A 14,471-nucleotide genomic window follows, 5' to 3' on the forward strand; every position below is an offset into this window, starting at 1 on the left:
TGAGCCGACGAAACCGGGGCAGGTGGGCGCGCGCGTGCGCTTTAGGCGCGGAACTTCTTCTTGGGGCGGCAGCCGTTGTGGGGCACGGGGCTGTCGTCCATGATGCTGCGGACTTCGATGCCCGAAGCCTGAATGGCGCGGATCGCCTGTTCACGGCCCGAGCCGCTGCCACGCACGATCACGTCCACGGCGGCCATGCCGAAGGAGGTCTGGGCCTTCTTCACGGCGTCGGCGGCGGCGAGCTGAGCAGCGTAGGGGGTGCCCTTCTTGCTGCCCTTGTAACCGATGGTGCCGCCCGAGGACCACGCCACCGAGTTGCCGTCCAGGTCGGTGATGGTGACGATGGTGTTGTTGTAGCTGGCGTGCACGTAGGCGCGACCAGCGCTGATGTTGCGCCGGGAGCGGCGCGGAGCCTTGCCTTTGGTGGGTTTCGCCATGGCTTACTTCCTCGTGGCCTTTTTCTTCCCGGCGACGGTCTTTTTCGGACCTTTGCGGGTGCGGGCGTTGGTCTTGGTGCGCTGCCCACGCACGGGCAGGCCGCGGCGGTGACGCAGACCACGGTAAGCGCCGATGTCCATCAGGCGCTTGATGTTCTGGCCGACTTCGTTGCGAAGGTCACCTTCGACCTTGTAGGTCTTTTCGATGGCTTCGCGCAGGGTGGACTGCTCGGCTTCACTGAGGTTCTTGACGCGGGTATCGGCGTTGATGCCCGTGCGCTCCAGGATTTCCTTGGAACGGGTCAGACCGATGCCGTAGATGTAGGTCAGCGCGATTTCGACGCGCTTCTCGCGGGGGAGGTCAACACCAGCAATACGTGCCATGCTTAACCCTGCCTCTGCTTGTGCTTGACGTTGGAGCAAATGACCAGCACGCGACCGTGGCGGCGGATCACTTTGCAGTTGTCGCACATCTTCTTGACACTGCTACGAACTTTCATGCTTCCTCCTCGCGCCGCCTTCGTCCATCATGACGTTTGAGCAGCGCTCGACCCCCGGCCTGCTCGGCAGGCACCCAAGGGAATCTGTTTGGTGTCGTCAGAGCCTGAAGGCCGCGCCTTATCGGCGGTAGACGATGCGCCCACGAGTGGTGTCGTAGGGGCTGATTTCCAGAACCACACGGTCCCCGGGCAGAATACGAATGTAGTGAATTCGCATCTTGCCGCTGATGTAAGCGAGGATGTCGTGCCCCGTGTCGAGCTTCACGCGGAACGTGGTGTTGGGCAGCGCCTCTTCCACCACGCCCTCGGCCCGCACGGTATCGGACTCGTCCTTCTTCTTCTTTTCCCGCTGTTCCGGCATCTTTCGTCTTGCCACGCAACCTCCAGGCTTGATACAAGCCAAACATAAAAGTACCACCTGACGGCGCGGCGGGCAAGCGCAGCTCTGGCGACCACTCGCGCCGCGCCGCGTCACCGCCTCTGTGTCCCTCAATAACGGACAAAGCGGGCTGTTTAGAAGAATCACGCCGCCGGCTTGACTTCACTGCCGCGTCTTTTCATAGTGAAAGGACCATTCAGTTTCTTTTGATGTGCGCCTCATTTCTTGGGGTGGGGAGGACGTATGAACAACGTGACGAAACTGCTGGTGTTGGGTGCGGCGCTCGCCAGTGCTCCGGCGGCGGCCCAGAAGGTCAGTTCCATCTCGCTGGGGGTCGCCGTGGCGCAGACCAGCAACGTGTCGCTGTTCGGGCAGGAGCAGGTGGCCGGGGCCAAAGTCGCCGAGAAGCTGATCAACGCAGCGGGCGGCGTGAACGGCACCCCGATCAAGCTGGTCTATCAGGACGCGGGCGGCGACGAAAACGGGGCCATCAACGCCTTTCAGTCCCTGATTAACAAGAGCCGGGTGCTGGGCATCGTCGGACCGACCCTCTCGCAGCAGGCGTTCGCCGCCGACCCGGTCGCGGAGCGGGCCAAGGTGCCGGTGCTGGGCATCAGCAACACCGCCAAGGGCATTCCCCAGATCGGCACCTACGTGGCCCGCGTCTCGGCGCCGATTGCCGTCATTGCGCCCGCCGCCGTCAAGCAGGCGCTCAAGCTCAATCCCAAGATCAAGAAAGTCGCCGTGATGTACGCCCAGAACGACGCCTTCTCGGTGAGCGAAACCGAAACCTTCCAGTCCACGCTCAAGGCTCAGGGCCTGAACATCGTGACCGTGCAGAAGTCGCTGACCACCGACACCGACTTCACCACCCAGGTCACGGCGGTCATCAACTCGGGCGCCGAACTGGTGGTCGTCTCGGCGCTGGCCGCCGACGGGGGCAACATCGTCAAGCAGTTGCGGCAGTTCGGCTACAAAGGCCTGATCGTGGGCGGCAACGGCTTCAACACCGCCAACGTCTTTCCGGTCTGCCAGAAGGACTGCGACGGCGTGCTGGTCGCTCAGGCGTACAGCCCTTCGCAGAAGAGTGCCGTCAACCAGAAGTTCGTCAGCGAGTACCGCAAGCTCTACAAAAAGGACCCGCCCCAGTTCGCGGCGCAGGCCTACGCAGGCATTCAGGTCTTCGTGGACGCGCTGAAGGTGATCGACAAGAAGAAGAAGCTCAGCACCTGGGACCTGGCCGCCCTGCGCACCGAACTGAACAAGCAGGTGCTGGCAGGCAAATACAGCACGCCGCTCGGCGAACTGCGCTTCGACAAGGACGGCGAGGTCAACCAGAAGGAATTCTTCGTGGCCCGCATCAAGATGAAAGACGCCAAGAACGGTTCGTTCGTCTTCGATAAATAAGCGACGCAGGCCCCACGTGCATGTCTCGGCCGTCAGGCAGCAGCGTTTCGCCCCGTTCGGGTGCGCTGTTTGCTCTGACGGCTGAACTCTTTGTGCACTCTGTGTGCCGGGCTGAGCCTCTGGAGGGGTCATGGAACCCAGTCAACTGATTCAGAACCTGATGAACGGTCTGGCAATCGGCAGCGTCTACGCGATTTTCGCGCTGGGGTACACGCTGGTGTTTTCCATTCTGGGCATCATCAATTTCGCGCAGGGGGCCGTGTTTACCCTGGGGGCGTACTTCACCTACGCGCTGGTGTCGGGGCAATTCGAGAACAACGGCCTGCTCAAAGGCATCAACCTCTTTCCCGCCGGGTCGCCGTTCGCGGGCAACCCCTGGGCCTTCGGGCTGGCGACCCTGATCGGCGCGGCGCTGGCGGGGCTGATCGCGGTCCTGATCGAGCGCCTCGCCTTCCGGCCCATGCGGGCGCGGGGGGCCGAGCCGCTGCTGGCGCTGGTGAGCAGCCTGGGGGTGGCGCTGGTGATCGTCAACCTGATTCAGCTGCTCGTCGGCGCCGAGAGCTACAGCTTTCCGGCGAATGCCTACGGCGAATTCCGGCCCGCCCTGACCTTCAACGTGGGCGACAAGGTGGTCGTCATCCGCAGCGTGCAACTGGTGATTTTCGCCGTCAGCATGGTCATGCTGGGCATTCTGGGCTACGTGATCGGGCGCACCAAGGTCGGCAAGGCGCTGCGGGCGGTGGCCGAGAATCCCGGTACGGCGAGTCTGCTCGGCATCAGTGTGGACCGCTACGTGCTGATCACTTTCTTCCTCTCGGGGTTCCTGGGCGGGCTGGCAGGCACGCTGGTGTCGCTGGCCTTCGGCATCGGCGGGCCGTATTTCGGGCAGGCCTTCGGTCTCAAGGGGCTGGCGGTGATCGTGCTCGGCGGTCTGGGCAACATTCCCGGCGCGGTGCTGGGCGGCCTGCTGATCGGACTGGCCGAGGCCTTCGTGCCCGCCGACTACAGCGCCTACAAGGACGCGGTGGCCTTCGCGCTGCTGTTCGCCGTGCTGCTGCTGCGGCCCCAGGGTCTGCTCGGCAAGGCCCAGATTCAGAAGGTGTGAACCCATGAACGACTTCTTTTCCACCTACGGTTCGCTCATCGTGATGATGGTGCAGGCCGGACTGCTGGGCCTGAGTCTGTACTTTCCGTTGCAGGCCGGGCAGCTCAGCCTCGCCACCCCCGGCTTTTATGCTCTGGGCGGCTACGTGGCGGCCATTTTGCTGACCAATCCGGCGTTCTCGGGCCTGCGTGAAACGCTTGGAAACGGCATGTTTCCGCTGACCTGGCTGGTGGCGGCGCTGCTTTCGGGCGTGCTGGGCCTGGTGCTGGGGCTTCCGGCGCTGCGGTTGCGCGGCATCTACCTCGCGCTCGCCACCATCGCCTTCGTGCAGATCATGCAGACGCTGGCGCTCAACCTCAAGGTCACCGGGGGGGCCATCGGCATCTTCGCCATTCCGCAGGCCTTCGGGTTCGAGCGGCCCCTTCAGTACCTGTGGCTGTTCGGGCCGCTGCTGCTGCTGACCCTGCTGTTTACCCGTCAACTGTCGCGTTCGCGGGTGGGCCGGGCCTTTCACGCCATCCGGGAAGACGAACTCGCCGCCGACGCGATGGGCATCAACCCCACCCACTACAAGGTGCTGGCCTTCGTGATCGGCGCGGTGCTGGCGGGCATCGTCGGCGCGATGAGTGCGCCGTTTCTCAACACCTGGAACGCCAAGCAGGGCACCTTCGACGCCTCGATCGCGGTTCTCGCCTTCGTGCTGATCGGCGGCTCGCGCCACCTGTGGGGGCCGGTGGTGGGCGGGGCACTGCTGACCGCCGTGCCGGAAGTGCTGCGCTTTCTGGCCGACTGGCGCCTGGTCATCAACGGTCTGGTGCTGGTGGTCGCCAGCCTGTATCTGCCGCAGGGCATCGTGGGGGCGTTCGAACGCTGGCGCCGTCCCGCGCCGCCGCGCCGCCCCGCAGACCTGCCGCCCGTGACGGCAGCGGAGGGCCGACCATGACCGCGCCGGGCGAGCGCCCCGTCGTGCTCGAAGCCCGCCACATGACGCGGCGCTTCGGCGGCCTGGTGGCGGTGAACGACGTGTCCTTTGACGTGCGCGAGGGCGAGATTTTCGGGCTGATCGGGCCGAACGGAGCAGGCAAGACCACGCTGTTCAACCTGATGACCGGCCTGACCCCGCCGAGCAGCGGCACGCTGACTTCACGCGGGCAGACGGTCACCGGCCTGCCGCCGCACCGGGTGGCGGGACTGGGCATCAGCCGCACTTTTCAGAACATCCGGCTGTTCCGGGGCCTCTCGGCGCTGGACAACGTGAAGGTGGCGACGCACCGCCAGACCCGCGCCGGCCTGTGGCAGGGCGTGTTCGGCACCGCGCAGGCCGAGGAGCGGCAGGCCGAGCGCCGCGCCTGGGAACTGCTCGACCTCGTGGGCCTGAGTGACCGGGCGGGCGAACTCGCCGCCAACTTCAGCTACGGCGACCAGCGCAAACTGGAAATCGCCCGCGCCCTGGCGACCGAGCCGCGCATCCTGCTGCTCGACGAACCGGCGGCGGGCATGAACACCTCGGAAAAGGGACAGCTGACGGCCTTCATCCGCGAGGTGCGTGACCGCTTCGACCTGACGGTGCTGCTGATCGAGCACCATGTGCCGCTGGTGATGGGCCTGTGTGACCGGGTGGCGGTGCTGAATTTCGGACAGCTGATCGCCATCGGTGACCCGGCGAGCGTGCAGCGCGATCCGAAGGTGATCGAAGCGTATCTGGGAGGCGAGTAGATGGCACTGCTGGAAATCGAGAACCTGAGCGTCAACTACGGCGCGATTCAGGCGGTGCGCGGCCTGAGCCTGGAAGTCGGCGAGGGAGAAGTGGTCACCCTGATCGGGGCCAACGGCGCGGGCAAGACCACCACGCTGCGGGCCGTGTCGCGGATGCTTCGCCCCGTGTCGGGCACCATTCGTTTCGCCGGGCGCGACATCACCCGCCTGCCGCCCGACGAAGCGGTCAAGCTCGGCGTCGCGCAGAGTCCTGAGGGACGGCAGGTGCTGGCGCGGCAGAGTGTGGAAGACAACCTCGAACTCGGCGCCTACGTGCGCGGAGACCGGGCCGGGGTACAGGCCGACCTGCGGCAGATGTACGAGCGTTTTCCCCGCCTCGGCGAGCGCCGTGCCCAGCTCGCGGGCACCCTCTCGGGCGGGGAGCAGCAGATGCTTGCCATCGCCCGCGCCCTGATGAGCCGCCCCAGGCTGCTGCTGCTCGACGAACCCTCGCTGGGGCTGGCGCCACTCATCGTGCGCGAGATTTTCACCATTATCCGCGAACTCAACGAACAGGGCATGACCATTTTGCTCGTCGAACAAAACGCCAAGCTCGCCATGAACGCCAGCCACCGCACCTACGTGCTGGAAGCGGGGCAACTGACCTTCAGCGGCATCAGCAGCGAACTCGTGGACGACGAGCGGGTGCTGCACGCTTACTTGGGGGGATAATACGGATTCCGCTTAATTCCTGCACAGTCGGGAAAGCGCCGCCTGTGCATCCATATCGCGGAATCCGTATTTTTTCCTACTCGCATCCGCTCTGCTGCGCAGCTTTGCAAGTCGGATTGAATCTGAAACTACTAGATTCAATCGGAATCCGTATAACCGGAGCAGGGAAGAGGGCGGAGTGCTGCGTGCCTCCGCCCTCTTCCCTTGCTCTATTCGGTCCCGTATCAGTGCAGGCGGCTCAGTGCACGCCGCTGAGAATCCGCTCGTACACTTCGTCCGGGGTGCCCAGGCCATCCACCGTGTACAGGTGACCGCGCCGGGCGTAGTGGTCGATCAGCGGCTGGGTCTGCTCCCGGTAGACGAGCTGGCGCTTGCGGGCCGTTTCCTCGTTGTCGTCGGCACGGGGGGCGCGGCCCTCGGCCACCGCCTGACGCCCACGCTCCACGATGCGGTCGATCAGCACCTGATCCGGCACTTCCAGCAGCGGCACGGCGCTCACCGGGGCGCCCAGTTCCTCCAGCAGCAGGTCGAGGGCCTCGGCCTGGGCCTGGGTGCGGGGAAAGCCGTCGAAAATCACCCGCACCGGCTCCATGTCGGCCAGCCGGTCACGAATCAGCGCGATCAAGAGGTCGTCGGGAACGAGTTGTCCGGCTTCCATCAGCGGCCCTGCTTTGAGGCCGAGTTCGGTGCCCCGGGCCACATGGTCACGCAGAATGTCGCCGGTGCTGAGCTGCACGAGGCTCTGTTCCTGCGCCAGCCGCGCCGCCTGGGTGCCCTTGCCTGCGCCGGGGGGGCCGAGAAAAATCACGACCTTGTTGTTGTGTGTCATGGGTGTTTGTCCTCCGTGAGATACAGAATAAAGGCTCCGTCCATTTCCGGCGTCCCGCTGCCCAGATCAGGTTGCAACTCGCGCCGTGCCAGGCAGGAAGCGGCCACAAAAAACCGCCCCCCGTCAGGAGAGCGGTCTCGGCACAGCCGGACTCAGTTGTTGCGGCGCTCACGCAGGCGGCTCTTGCTGATGAAGCCGTCGTAACGGCGCACCGTGAGCTGGGCCTCGAGCTGCTTGAGGGTTTCGAGCGCCACCCCCACGATGATCAGCAGGCCGGTGCCGCTGAACTGGAAGGTGGTGATGCCGCTGGCCCGCTGCACGATCTGCGGCAACACCGTCAGCAGCACCAGAAAGATCGCGCCCCACAGACTCAGGCGACCACTGATGCGCCCCAGGAACTCGGCGGTCGGGCCGCCCGGACGCACACCGGGGATGAACCCGCCCGCTTCGCGCAGCTGCTCGGAAATGCGCTTGGGGTCGAACTGCACGCTGTTGTACAGGTACGTGAACCCGAAGATCAGCAGCGATTCCAGCGCCAGATACAGCGGCTGGCCGAAGGTGAGGTTGGAGTTGATCCAGGCGTTGACTTCCGGGGCGCGGGTCGCGGTGGCGCTGGCGATCAGGTTGGGAAGGATCAGCATGGCGCTGGCGAAGATCACCGGAATCACGCCGGCCTGGTTGACCTTGATGGGCAGCCAGGTGGCCTGACCGGCCCCGCGTGCCTGACCGGCGGCCCCGCCCCGGGCGCGGGCGTAGGTAACGGGCACCCGGCGCTCGGCCTGATAGACGTAGACGATGCCGGCAATGGTCGCCACGATCACGGCAAAGAAAGCCAGGATGCTCAGCAGGCTGGTCTGCTCGCTGCGCAGCAGCTCGGCGGTGGCCGCGATTTCACGCGGATACACCGCGATGATGCCCGACGTGATGATCAGGCTGATGCCGTTGCCGACGCCGACTTCGGTGATGCGCTCACCGATCCACATGGTGAAGGCGATGCCGGCCACCTGGGTCAGCACCATGACCAGCACCGTGAAGACGCCGGGGTCCCAGCCCACCGCCACGAACGACGGATTGCTGGTGATGTAGAGCGAGAAGAACAGCGCCTGCACAGCCCCCAGGCCCACCGCCGCGTACCGGGTGTACTGGTTGATCTTCTTGCGCCCTTCCTCGCCTTCCTTGGAGAGCTTTTCCAGGGCAGGAATGGTGGTCGTCAGCAGCTGAATCACGATGCTCGCCGTGATGTAGGGCAACACGCCAAGCGCGAAGATCGAGAACTGCGAAAGATTGCCCCCCGAAATCATGCTGATCAACCCAAACAGGCCGCCCGAGTTCGCTTGACTCAGGGCGGCGCTGTTGACACCTGGGGTGGGAATGGCGCTTCCCAGGCGGTAGATGGCGAGCAGCAGCAGGGTGAAGACGATCTTCCGCTGAAGATCCGGAATCCGGAAAGCGTCGCGGAAGGCGCGGAGCATTACTCCGCCTTCTGAGCGTCGTCTGGCTGGGTCTGGACTTCGGGCAGGACGACCCGGCCACCGGCGGCCTCGACGGCCCTCACGGCGGCGGCGCTGGCGGCGTCCACGTGAACGGTCACGGCGCGGCTGATCTCACCACTGGCGAGCAGCTTGACGGGACGGTTCTTGCGGCGCACGAGGCGGTAGGCCTCCAGCATGTCGCGGTCGAACGTGGTTTCCTCGATGTCCTGAAGCTGCGAGAGCTTGACGACTTCGTAGGTGGTGCCCACGTTGTTGAAACCGCGCTTGGGCAGGCGGGCGATCAGGCGGCTGCGGCCACCCTCGAAGAACGCGCCCTTGCCAGCACCCGAGCGGGATTTCTGGCCCTTGTGACCACGGCCGGCGGTCTTGTCGGTGCCGCCGGGGCCACGGCCCACGCGCTTGCGGTCCTTCCGGCTGCCGGGGGTGGGCTTGAGGTCGTGGAGCTTCATTCCTGCACCTCCAGCAGATGCTTGACGGTCTTGACCATCCCGCGCACGGCGGGGGTGTCGCTGACTTCACGGCTGTCGCCGATTTTCCTGAGGCCCAGCGCCTGAACGGTCTTGACCTGATTGCCAGGGCGACCGATCACGCTGCGCACGAGTTTGATCTTCACTGGGTACCTCCCATCGCCGCCTGACCCTCACTGGCTTCGCTGGCAGCGCTGCGGCCCATGGGCGCTTCGGTGCCGCGCAGAGCACGGACCTGCTTGGCGGTGCGCAGGTTCTTGAAGCCGTCGAACACGGCGTAGGCGACGTTCACCTTGTTGCGGCTGCCGAGTTCCTTGGACAGCATGTTGGTGATGCCGGCAAGTTCGGCGATCGAGCGGGGCACGGTGCCCGCGATCACGCCGGTACCGGGGCCTGCGGGCTTGAGCAGCACGCGGCTGGTGCTGTTTTCGCCCACGATTTCGTGGGGAATGGTGCCGTTTTCCACGGGCACGGTGATCATGTTCTTGCGGGCCACGGCTTTCGCCTTTTCGATAGCGACCGGCACTTCCTTGGCCTTGCCGATGCCCATGCCCACGCGACCGTTGCGGTCGCCGAGGATCACGAGGGCGGCGAAGCGGAAGCGGCGCCCGCCCTGGTAGGTCTTGGAGGTGCGGTTGACGAAGAGCATCTTCTCTTCGAACTCGCTGCTCTCCATACGGTCGTTGCGACGGTTAGAAGTCAAGGCCACCCTCCCGCGCGGCGTCAGCCAGCGCCTTCACGCGTCCGTGGTACTTGTACGAACCACGGTCAAAAACAACCTGCTTGATGCCCTTTTCCTGGGCGGCCTGGGCGAGTGCCTTGCCCACAGCGGCGGCGGTGTCGGTCTTGTTGCCCGACTTCAGGGCGGCGCTGCTGGCGGCAGCGAGGGTCTGGCCCTGGCTGTCGTCGATGATCTGGGCGTAGATGTGCTTGCTGGAACGGTAGACGCTCAGGCGCGGGCGGCCACTGGCGACAGTGGTCGTGCGTACCTTGCGGCGGGTCCGCAGCTTGCGACGGATGGTCGTAGCGGTGGCCATTATTTCTTCCCTTTCCCGCCGGTCGCACCAGCTTTACCGGCCTTGAGCGAGATCTGTTCGCCGACGAAACGCACACCCTTGCCGTGGTAGGCGTCGGGTTTACGCACCTTGCGGACGTTGGCCGCAACCTGACCGACGAGCTGCTTGTCGATGCCGCTCACGTCGATGCGGGTCGGCTCGGGCACAGCGAAGGTCACGCCCGCGGGGGGGTCGATCACGACGGGGTGGCTGTAACCGATGGTCAGTTCGAGCGCCTTGCCCGCGAGCTTGGCACGGAAACCCACGCCACGCAGTTCGAGGTTGATGGTGTAGCCGTCGCTCACACCTTTCACGGCGTTGGCGACCAGGGTGCGGGTCAGGCCGTGCAGGGCGCGGTGCTTCTGGGCGTCGCTGGGACGCTCGACGATCAGCTGATCGCCGTCTTGCTTGATGCTGAGTTCCGTGTTGTAGGGAACCGTCAGCTCACCTTTGGGACCCTTGACGCTGAACACGCCGTCCTGGGCGTTCACGGTCACGCCGCTGGGCACGGCGATGGGTTGTCTACCGATACGGGACATCTTGTCCTCCTTCTTCCTTAAGCCGCGCTGCTCAGGCAGGCGGGGTCAGGTCTAAGCGTCCTGCCAGGAACATTCTGGACAGGTGCGGTCTGGGCAGGTGCGTCCTGGAATTACCAGAGGACGCAGATGACTTCGCCGCCCACACCTTGCTGGCGGGCTTCACGGTCAGGCAGCAGGCCCTTGCTGGTGGACACCACAGCCACACCCAGGCCGCGCTGAATGCGGGGCAGGTTCTCGGCGCTGACATAAGCGCGGCGGCCAGGGCGGCTGATGCGCTCGATGTGCTTGATGACCTGCTCGCGCTTGTCACCGTACTTGAGGGTCACGCGCAGCACGTCGAACTTCTGGCCTTCGGGACGGGTGCGCTCAACGCTCTGAACGTAGCCTTCGCGTACGAGCAGCTTGGCGAGTTCTTCCTTGAACTTGGAAGCCGGGATGTCCACGGTTTCCTTATGCGTGCGCGTCGCGTTGCGGATGCGCGTCAGCATATCTGCGATGGGATCACTCAACATGATGCCTCCAGGGGCATGTTGGCGGGGGCAAAAGTGCCCCGCAATTGGCCCGGGTATCGGCCCTTGCGGGCGACTTCGGGTCAGGCTTCCCTCTCGAAAATGGGCGGAACAGTCGGTGACCGCGCCACGCTTCTTCTGTTGGGCTTGTTCCCAGTTCCGGACGATGACCACGGCTTGTCGGGTGGTTCGTATCCGGCAGGGCACGGACAGGGACCGGCACGGGGCCGGAACTCAGAGGACGGACCTTACCAGCTGGCTTTCTTGACGCCGGGCAGTTCGCCGCGGTGGGCCATTTCGCGCAGCACGATGCGGCTCACGCCGAAAAACCGGACGTAGCCACGGGGACGGCCCGTGAACTCGCAGCGGTTGTGCAGCCGGGTGGGGCTGGCGTCGCGCGGCAGCTGGCTCAGGCCGTAGTAGTCGCCCGCAGCCTTGAGTTCAGCGCGCTTGGCGGCGTACTTGGCCACCGTCTTTTCGCGCTGCTTCTGCTTGGCAAGCTTGCTCTTGTTCGCCATGCTTTTTCTCCTTGGCGGGGAAAGTCCGCCTGGAAGCTGCGCGGATGTCTCCGAGTCGCAGCCGCATCTTCCAACCAGTCACCCCGTGAAGAGTTCACAGGGAAGATGCACAAATAGGGATGATAGCAGACCGCGCGCGGGCCGTCTATGACCTGCAAAGTGTGCCTGGGCCGCTGTTCCGGTGCGCCTGCCCCCAGCCCCCGCGGTGGACCCCTTGACAGATTTCGAAGCGCTGAGTAAATTAACTGAGCCTGAAACGCGCTGAGCGCGAAAGTGAGCAGCGAAAGACCATGCCGAGGTGGCGGAATTGGTAGACGCACTAGTTTCAGGGACTAGCGCCGCGAGGTGTGTGGGTTCAAATCCCATCCTCGGCACCAGAAGACTCCAGCAGAAATGCTGGGGTTTTTCTTTTGGCTTTCCCGCGGAATCCTCACCAGCTTACTCGACTTTAGACCGCGCGCCCGATAAAATGGCGGAGGAAGTTGAGAACCATTCTCAAAAAGAATTCTCGCTGAAGGAGCCGCTATGACCCAACCTCACCAGATCGAAATCCGCAACCTGCACGCCACCGTCGGCGACAAGGAGATTCTCAAGGGCATCAACCTCGTGGTGCCGCGCGGCGAACTGCACGCCATCATGGGGCCGAACGGCAACGGCAAGAGCACCCTCGCCAAGGTGATCGTCGGTGACCCCGAGTACACCGTCACCGAGGGCGAAGTGCTGGTGGACGGCCAGAACATCCTGGAAATGGAACCCGACGAACGCGCCCGCCTCGGCGTGTTCCTGGCCTTCCAGTACCCGGTCGAGATTCCCGGCGTGACCATCGCCAACTTCCTGCGCCTGGCGATGCAGGCCCGCAAAGGTGAGGGTGAAGAGGTCAGCTTTACCGAGTTCTACGGCAAGCTGAAGAAGGCCCTGGACGTACTGGAATGGGACGAAAGCATCGTGGAGCGCTACCTGAACGAAGGGATGTCGGGCGGCGAGAAGAAGCGCAACGAAATCCTTCAAATGCTGATGCTGGAACCCAACTACATCATCATGGACGAGACCGACTCGGGCCTGGACGTGGACGCGCTCAAGATCGTCGCCAAGGGCGTGAACTCCATGCGCGGCGAGAACCTGGGCGGCCTCATCATCACCCACTACCAGCGCCTGCTGGACTACATCGTTCCCGACCAGGTTCACATCATCGTGAACGGTCGCGTCGTCGAGTCGGGCGGCCCCGAGCTGGCCAAGAAGCTGGACGCCGAAGGCTACGACTGGGTGAAAGAGCTGGCGACGGCTTAAAAACGCAGAAGGCTGAAAGCAGATGGCAAAAGGCCATCTAATGCTTCGGCTTTAGCATCTTTGCCTTCTGCCTCTGGCCTTCCGCCTTCTGCACCTTTCAAGGAGTCCAAATGACTGTCAATCCCGAAGCAAGTCAGATCAACAAAGAGTACGAGTACGGCTGGAGCAACCCCGAAAAGTACGCCATCAAGGCGCCCAAGGGCCTGAGCCGCGAAGTCGTGGAGATGATCAGCAAGGCCAAGGACGAGCCGCAGTGGATGCTGGACTTCCGCCTCAAGGCGCTGGAGATCTTCTACAGCAAGCCCATGCCCACCTGGGGCGCTGACCTGAGCGGCCTGAACCTCGACGAGATCTACTACTACATCAAGCCCGAAGGCTTCAACGCCCGCTCGTGGGATGACGTGCCCGAGGACGTGAAAGTCACCTTCGAGCGCCTGGGCATCCCCGAGGCCGAACGCGCTGCGCTGGCCGGCGTGGGCGCGCAGTACGAGAGTGAAATGGTGTACCACAACCTCAAAGAGGAGTGGGAGAAGCTCGGCGTGGTGTTCCTGTCCATCGAGGACGGCATGCGCCAGTACCCCGACCTGTTCCGCGAGCACTTCGCCACCATCGTGCCGCCCGAGGACAACAAGTTCGCGGCGGTCAACTCGGCGGTGTGGTCGGGCGGCTCGTTCGTGTACGTGCCCAAGGGCGTCAAGGTGGATATTCCCCTCCAGACGTACTTCCGCATCAACGCCGAGAGCAGCGGCCAGTTCGAGCGCACCCTCATCATCATCGATGAGGGCGCGCAGGCCCACTACATCGAGGGCTGCACCGCGCCCGCCTACAACGCCGACTCCTTCCACTCCGGCGTGATCGAGATCGTGGTGAAGGAAGGCGCACGCTTCCGCTACTCCACCATTCAGAACTGGAGCCACAACGTCTACAACCTGGTGACCCAGCGCGCCGCCGTGTATGGCAATGGCGTGATGGAGTGGGTGGACGGCAACCTGGGCAGCAAGGTGACCATGAAGTACCCCGCCTGCTACCTCCTCGAAGAAGGCGCACGGGGCGAGGTGCTGAGCATCGCCATGGCCGGACGCGGGCAGCACCAGGACGCGGGCGCGAAAATCGTCCACTTCGCCCCGCACACCAGCGGCACGATCGTGTCCAAGAGCATTTCCAAGGACTCGGGCCGCAGCTCTTACCGTGGCCTCGTGAAGATCTACGAAGGCGCGAAGGGCAGCAAGACCAACGTGGAATGTGACGCGCTGCTGCTGGATGAAGAAGCCCGCACCGACACTTACCCCTACATCGAGATTGAAGAAAAAGACGCCAGCGTGGGCCACGAAGCCACGGTGTCCAAAATCAACGACGAGCAGATCCTGTACCTGCAAAGCCGGGGCCTGAGCGAAGACGAAGCGGCGGGCCTGATCGTGCGCGGCTTCATTGAGCCGATTGCCAAGGAACTGCCGCTTGAATACGCGGTGGAGCTGAACCGCCTGATTGAGCTTGAGATGGAAGGGAGCGTCGGGTAATC

The 14,471-nt window shown here is 64.2% G+C and carries 20 protein-coding genes and 1 tRNA gene; 8 read left to right on the forward strand and 13 right to left on the reverse strand.

The window, feature by feature from the left end:
• Nucleotides 1–41: 41 nt before the first annotated feature.
• From rpsK to infA, 4 genes are all read right to left on the reverse strand, one after another.
• Complete coding sequence (gene rpsK, locus G6R31_RS00655) at nucleotides 42–437, reverse strand: 30S ribosomal protein S11 (protein WP_010888757.1); 396 nt, start codon at nucleotides 435–437, stop codon at nucleotides 42–44.
• A gap of 3 nt (nucleotides 438–440) precedes the next feature.
• Nucleotides 441–821, reverse strand: a complete 381-nt coding sequence (gene rpsM, locus G6R31_RS00660; RefSeq protein ID WP_017869817.1) for a 30S ribosomal protein S13 — start codon at nucleotides 819–821, stop codon at nucleotides 441–443.
• Between the two features lie 2 nt (nucleotides 822–823).
• Nucleotides 824–937, reverse strand: coding sequence for a 50S ribosomal protein L36 (rpmJ, locus tag G6R31_RS00665; RefSeq protein ID WP_012693977.1), 114 nt, complete (start codon nucleotides 935–937; stop codon nucleotides 824–826).
• Nucleotides 938–1,055: 118 nt separating this feature from the next.
• Nucleotides 1,056–1,298, reverse strand: a complete 243-nt coding sequence (gene infA, locus G6R31_RS00670) for a translation initiation factor IF-1 (RefSeq protein WP_017869816.1) — start codon at nucleotides 1,296–1,298, stop codon at nucleotides 1,056–1,058.
• Between the two features lie 261 nt (nucleotides 1,299–1,559).
• Between infA and G6R31_RS00675 the strand changes: the two genes are divergently transcribed.
• The 5 genes from G6R31_RS00675 (at nucleotide 1,560) to G6R31_RS00695 (ending at nucleotide 6,255) form a co-directional block, all read left to right on the forward strand.
• The gene (locus tag G6R31_RS00675) at nucleotides 1,560–2,723 is read left to right on the forward strand and encodes an ABC transporter substrate-binding protein (protein ID WP_017869815.1); all 1,164 of its coding nucleotides are present in this window, start codon (nucleotides 1,560–1,562) and stop codon (nucleotides 2,721–2,723) included.
• Nucleotides 2,724–2,853: 130 nt separating this feature from the next.
• Entirely contained in the window at nucleotides 2,854–3,828 is a 975-nt protein-coding gene (locus tag G6R31_RS00680; protein ID WP_017869814.1) for a branched-chain amino acid ABC transporter permease, read from the forward strand.
• A gap of 4 nt (nucleotides 3,829–3,832) precedes the next feature.
• A complete protein-coding gene (locus G6R31_RS00685; RefSeq protein WP_017869813.1) occupies nucleotides 3,833–4,771 on the forward strand; it encodes a branched-chain amino acid ABC transporter permease in 939 nt (312 codons plus the stop codon).
• Nucleotides 4,768–5,544: an ABC transporter ATP-binding protein gene (locus tag G6R31_RS00690; RefSeq protein ID WP_017869812.1), complete on the forward strand. Its 777-nt coding sequence runs from the start codon at nucleotides 4,768–4,770 to the stop codon at nucleotides 5,542–5,544. Before G6R31_RS00685 ends, G6R31_RS00690 begins: the two co-directional genes overlap by 4 nt.
• On the forward strand, nucleotides 5,545–6,255 hold the full coding sequence (locus G6R31_RS00695) for an ABC transporter ATP-binding protein (RefSeq protein WP_017869811.1): 711 nt from the start codon (nucleotides 5,545–5,547) through the stop codon (nucleotides 6,253–6,255).
• Between the two features lie 238 nt (nucleotides 6,256–6,493).
• Here G6R31_RS00695 and G6R31_RS00700 read toward each other — a convergent pair whose 3' ends face one another.
• The 9 genes from G6R31_RS00700 to rpsN form a co-directional block, all read right to left on the reverse strand.
• A complete protein-coding gene (locus tag G6R31_RS00700) occupies nucleotides 6,494–7,084 on the reverse strand; it encodes an adenylate kinase (RefSeq protein WP_017869810.1) in 591 nt (196 codons plus the stop codon).
• Nucleotides 7,085–7,236: 152 nt separating this feature from the next.
• Nucleotides 7,237–8,556, reverse strand: coding sequence for a preprotein translocase subunit SecY (secY, locus tag G6R31_RS00705; protein WP_017869809.1), 1,320 nt, complete (start codon nucleotides 8,554–8,556; stop codon nucleotides 7,237–7,239).
• Entirely contained in the window at nucleotides 8,556–9,026 is a 471-nt protein-coding gene (gene rplO / locus G6R31_RS00710; RefSeq protein ID WP_017869808.1) for a 50S ribosomal protein L15, read from the reverse strand. Before rplO ends, secY begins: the two co-directional genes overlap by 1 nt.
• A complete protein-coding gene (gene rpmD, locus G6R31_RS00715) occupies nucleotides 9,023–9,190 on the reverse strand; it encodes a 50S ribosomal protein L30 (protein WP_010888745.1) in 168 nt (55 codons plus the stop codon). The genes rplO and rpmD overlap by 4 nt, the downstream gene beginning before the upstream one ends.
• The gene (rpsE, locus tag G6R31_RS00720) at nucleotides 9,187–9,747 is read right to left on the reverse strand and encodes a 30S ribosomal protein S5 (protein ID WP_026138702.1); all 561 of its coding nucleotides are present in this window, start codon (nucleotides 9,745–9,747) and stop codon (nucleotides 9,187–9,189) included. Before rpsE ends, rpmD begins: the two co-directional genes overlap by 4 nt.
• Nucleotides 9,737–10,081: a 50S ribosomal protein L18 gene (gene rplR, locus G6R31_RS00725; RefSeq protein ID WP_017869806.1), complete on the reverse strand. Its 345-nt coding sequence runs from the start codon at nucleotides 10,079–10,081 to the stop codon at nucleotides 9,737–9,739. The genes rpsE and rplR overlap by 11 nt, the downstream gene beginning before the upstream one ends.
• Nucleotides 10,081–10,638, reverse strand: coding sequence for a 50S ribosomal protein L6 (gene rplF / locus G6R31_RS00730; protein ID WP_017869805.1), 558 nt, complete (start codon nucleotides 10,636–10,638; stop codon nucleotides 10,081–10,083). Before rplF ends, rplR begins: the two co-directional genes overlap by 1 nt.
• A 110-nt stretch (nucleotides 10,639–10,748) precedes the next feature.
• On the reverse strand, nucleotides 10,749–11,150 hold the full coding sequence (gene rpsH / locus G6R31_RS00735; protein WP_017869804.1) for a 30S ribosomal protein S8: 402 nt from the start codon (nucleotides 11,148–11,150) through the stop codon (nucleotides 10,749–10,751).
• Nucleotides 11,151–11,395: 245 nt separating this feature from the next.
• Nucleotides 11,396–11,665, reverse strand: a complete 270-nt coding sequence (gene rpsN, locus G6R31_RS00740) for a 30S ribosomal protein S14 (protein ID WP_017869803.1) — start codon at nucleotides 11,663–11,665, stop codon at nucleotides 11,396–11,398.
• Between the two features lie 292 nt (nucleotides 11,666–11,957).
• Between rpsN and G6R31_RS00745 the strand changes: the two genes are divergently transcribed.
• The 3 genes from G6R31_RS00745 to sufB all read left to right on the forward strand — a co-directional run bounded on the left by G6R31_RS00745 (nucleotide 11,958) and on the right by sufB (nucleotide 14,469).
• Nucleotides 11,958–12,042 (forward strand) — tRNA-Leu (locus tag G6R31_RS00745).
• Between the two features lie 148 nt (nucleotides 12,043–12,190).
• Nucleotides 12,191–12,952, forward strand: a complete 762-nt coding sequence (gene sufC, locus G6R31_RS00750) for a Fe-S cluster assembly ATPase SufC (RefSeq protein ID WP_017869802.1) — start codon at nucleotides 12,191–12,193, stop codon at nucleotides 12,950–12,952.
• Nucleotides 12,953–13,062: 110 nt separating this feature from the next.
• Complete coding sequence (gene sufB / locus G6R31_RS00755) at nucleotides 13,063–14,469, forward strand: Fe-S cluster assembly protein SufB (RefSeq protein ID WP_017869801.1); 1,407 nt, start codon at nucleotides 13,063–13,065, stop codon at nucleotides 14,467–14,469.
• The last annotated feature ends 2 nt before the right edge of the window (nucleotides 14,470–14,471 follow it).

Source organism: Deinococcus wulumuqiensis R12, from assembly GCF_011067105.1.
In the GTDB taxonomy this organism is placed as follows: domain Bacteria; phylum Deinococcota; class Deinococci; order Deinococcales; family Deinococcaceae; genus Deinococcus; species Deinococcus wulumuqiensis.

What these genes read in the sequence shown, in the direction of transcription:
- G6R31_RS00685 (WP_017869813.1), top strand. Translation starts at nt 3,833, where the DNA reads ATGAACGACTTCTTTTCCACCTACGGTTCGCTCATCGTGATGATGGTG.
- rpsH (WP_017869804.1), bottom strand. Translation starts at nt 11,150, where the DNA reads ATGTTGAGTGATCCCATCGCAGATATGCTGACGCGCATCCGCAACGCG.
- G6R31_RS00700 (WP_017869810.1), bottom strand. Translation starts at nt 7,084, where the DNA reads ATGACACACAACAACAAGGTCGTGATTTTTCTCGGCCCCCCCGGCGCA.
- G6R31_RS00690 (WP_017869812.1), top strand. Translation starts at nt 4,768, where the DNA reads ATGACCGCGCCGGGCGAGCGCCCCGTCGTGCTCGAAGCCCGCCACATG.
- rplR (WP_017869806.1), bottom strand. Translation starts at nt 10,081, where the DNA reads ATGGCCACCGCTACGACCATCCGTCGCAAGCTGCGGACCCGCCGCAAG.
- rpsN (WP_017869803.1), bottom strand. Translation starts at nt 11,665, where the DNA reads ATGGCGAACAAGAGCAAGCTTGCCAAGCAGAAGCAGCGCGAAAAGACG.
- sufC (WP_017869802.1), top strand. Translation starts at nt 12,191, where the DNA reads ATGACCCAACCTCACCAGATCGAAATCCGCAACCTGCACGCCACCGTC.
- secY (WP_017869809.1), bottom strand. Translation starts at nt 8,556, where the DNA reads ATGCTCCGCGCCTTCCGCGACGCTTTCCGGATTCCGGATCTTCAGCGG.
- infA (WP_017869816.1), bottom strand. Translation starts at nt 1,298, where the DNA reads ATGCCGGAACAGCGGGAAAAGAAGAAGAAGGACGAGTCCGATACCGTG.
- rpsM (WP_017869817.1), bottom strand. Translation starts at nt 821, where the DNA reads ATGGCACGTATTGCTGGTGTTGACCTCCCCCGCGAGAAGCGCGTCGAA.
- G6R31_RS00680 (WP_017869814.1), top strand. Translation starts at nt 2,854, where the DNA reads ATGGAACCCAGTCAACTGATTCAGAACCTGATGAACGGTCTGGCAATC.
- rpsK (WP_010888757.1), bottom strand. Translation starts at nt 437, where the DNA reads ATGGCGAAACCCACCAAAGGCAAGGCTCCGCGCCGCTCCCGGCGCAAC.
- rpmJ (WP_012693977.1), bottom strand. Translation starts at nt 937, where the DNA reads ATGAAAGTTCGTAGCAGTGTCAAGAAGATGTGCGACAACTGCAAAGTG.
- G6R31_RS00675 (WP_017869815.1), top strand. Translation starts at nt 1,560, where the DNA reads ATGAACAACGTGACGAAACTGCTGGTGTTGGGTGCGGCGCTCGCCAGT.
- sufB (WP_017869801.1), top strand. Translation starts at nt 13,063, where the DNA reads ATGACTGTCAATCCCGAAGCAAGTCAGATCAACAAAGAGTACGAGTAC.
- rplO (WP_017869808.1), bottom strand. Translation starts at nt 9,026, where the DNA reads ATGAAGCTCCACGACCTCAAGCCCACCCCCGGCAGCCGGAAGGACCGC.
- G6R31_RS00695 (WP_017869811.1), top strand. Translation starts at nt 5,545, where the DNA reads ATGGCACTGCTGGAAATCGAGAACCTGAGCGTCAACTACGGCGCGATT.
- rplF (WP_017869805.1), bottom strand. Translation starts at nt 10,638, where the DNA reads ATGTCCCGTATCGGTAGACAACCCATCGCCGTGCCCAGCGGCGTGACC.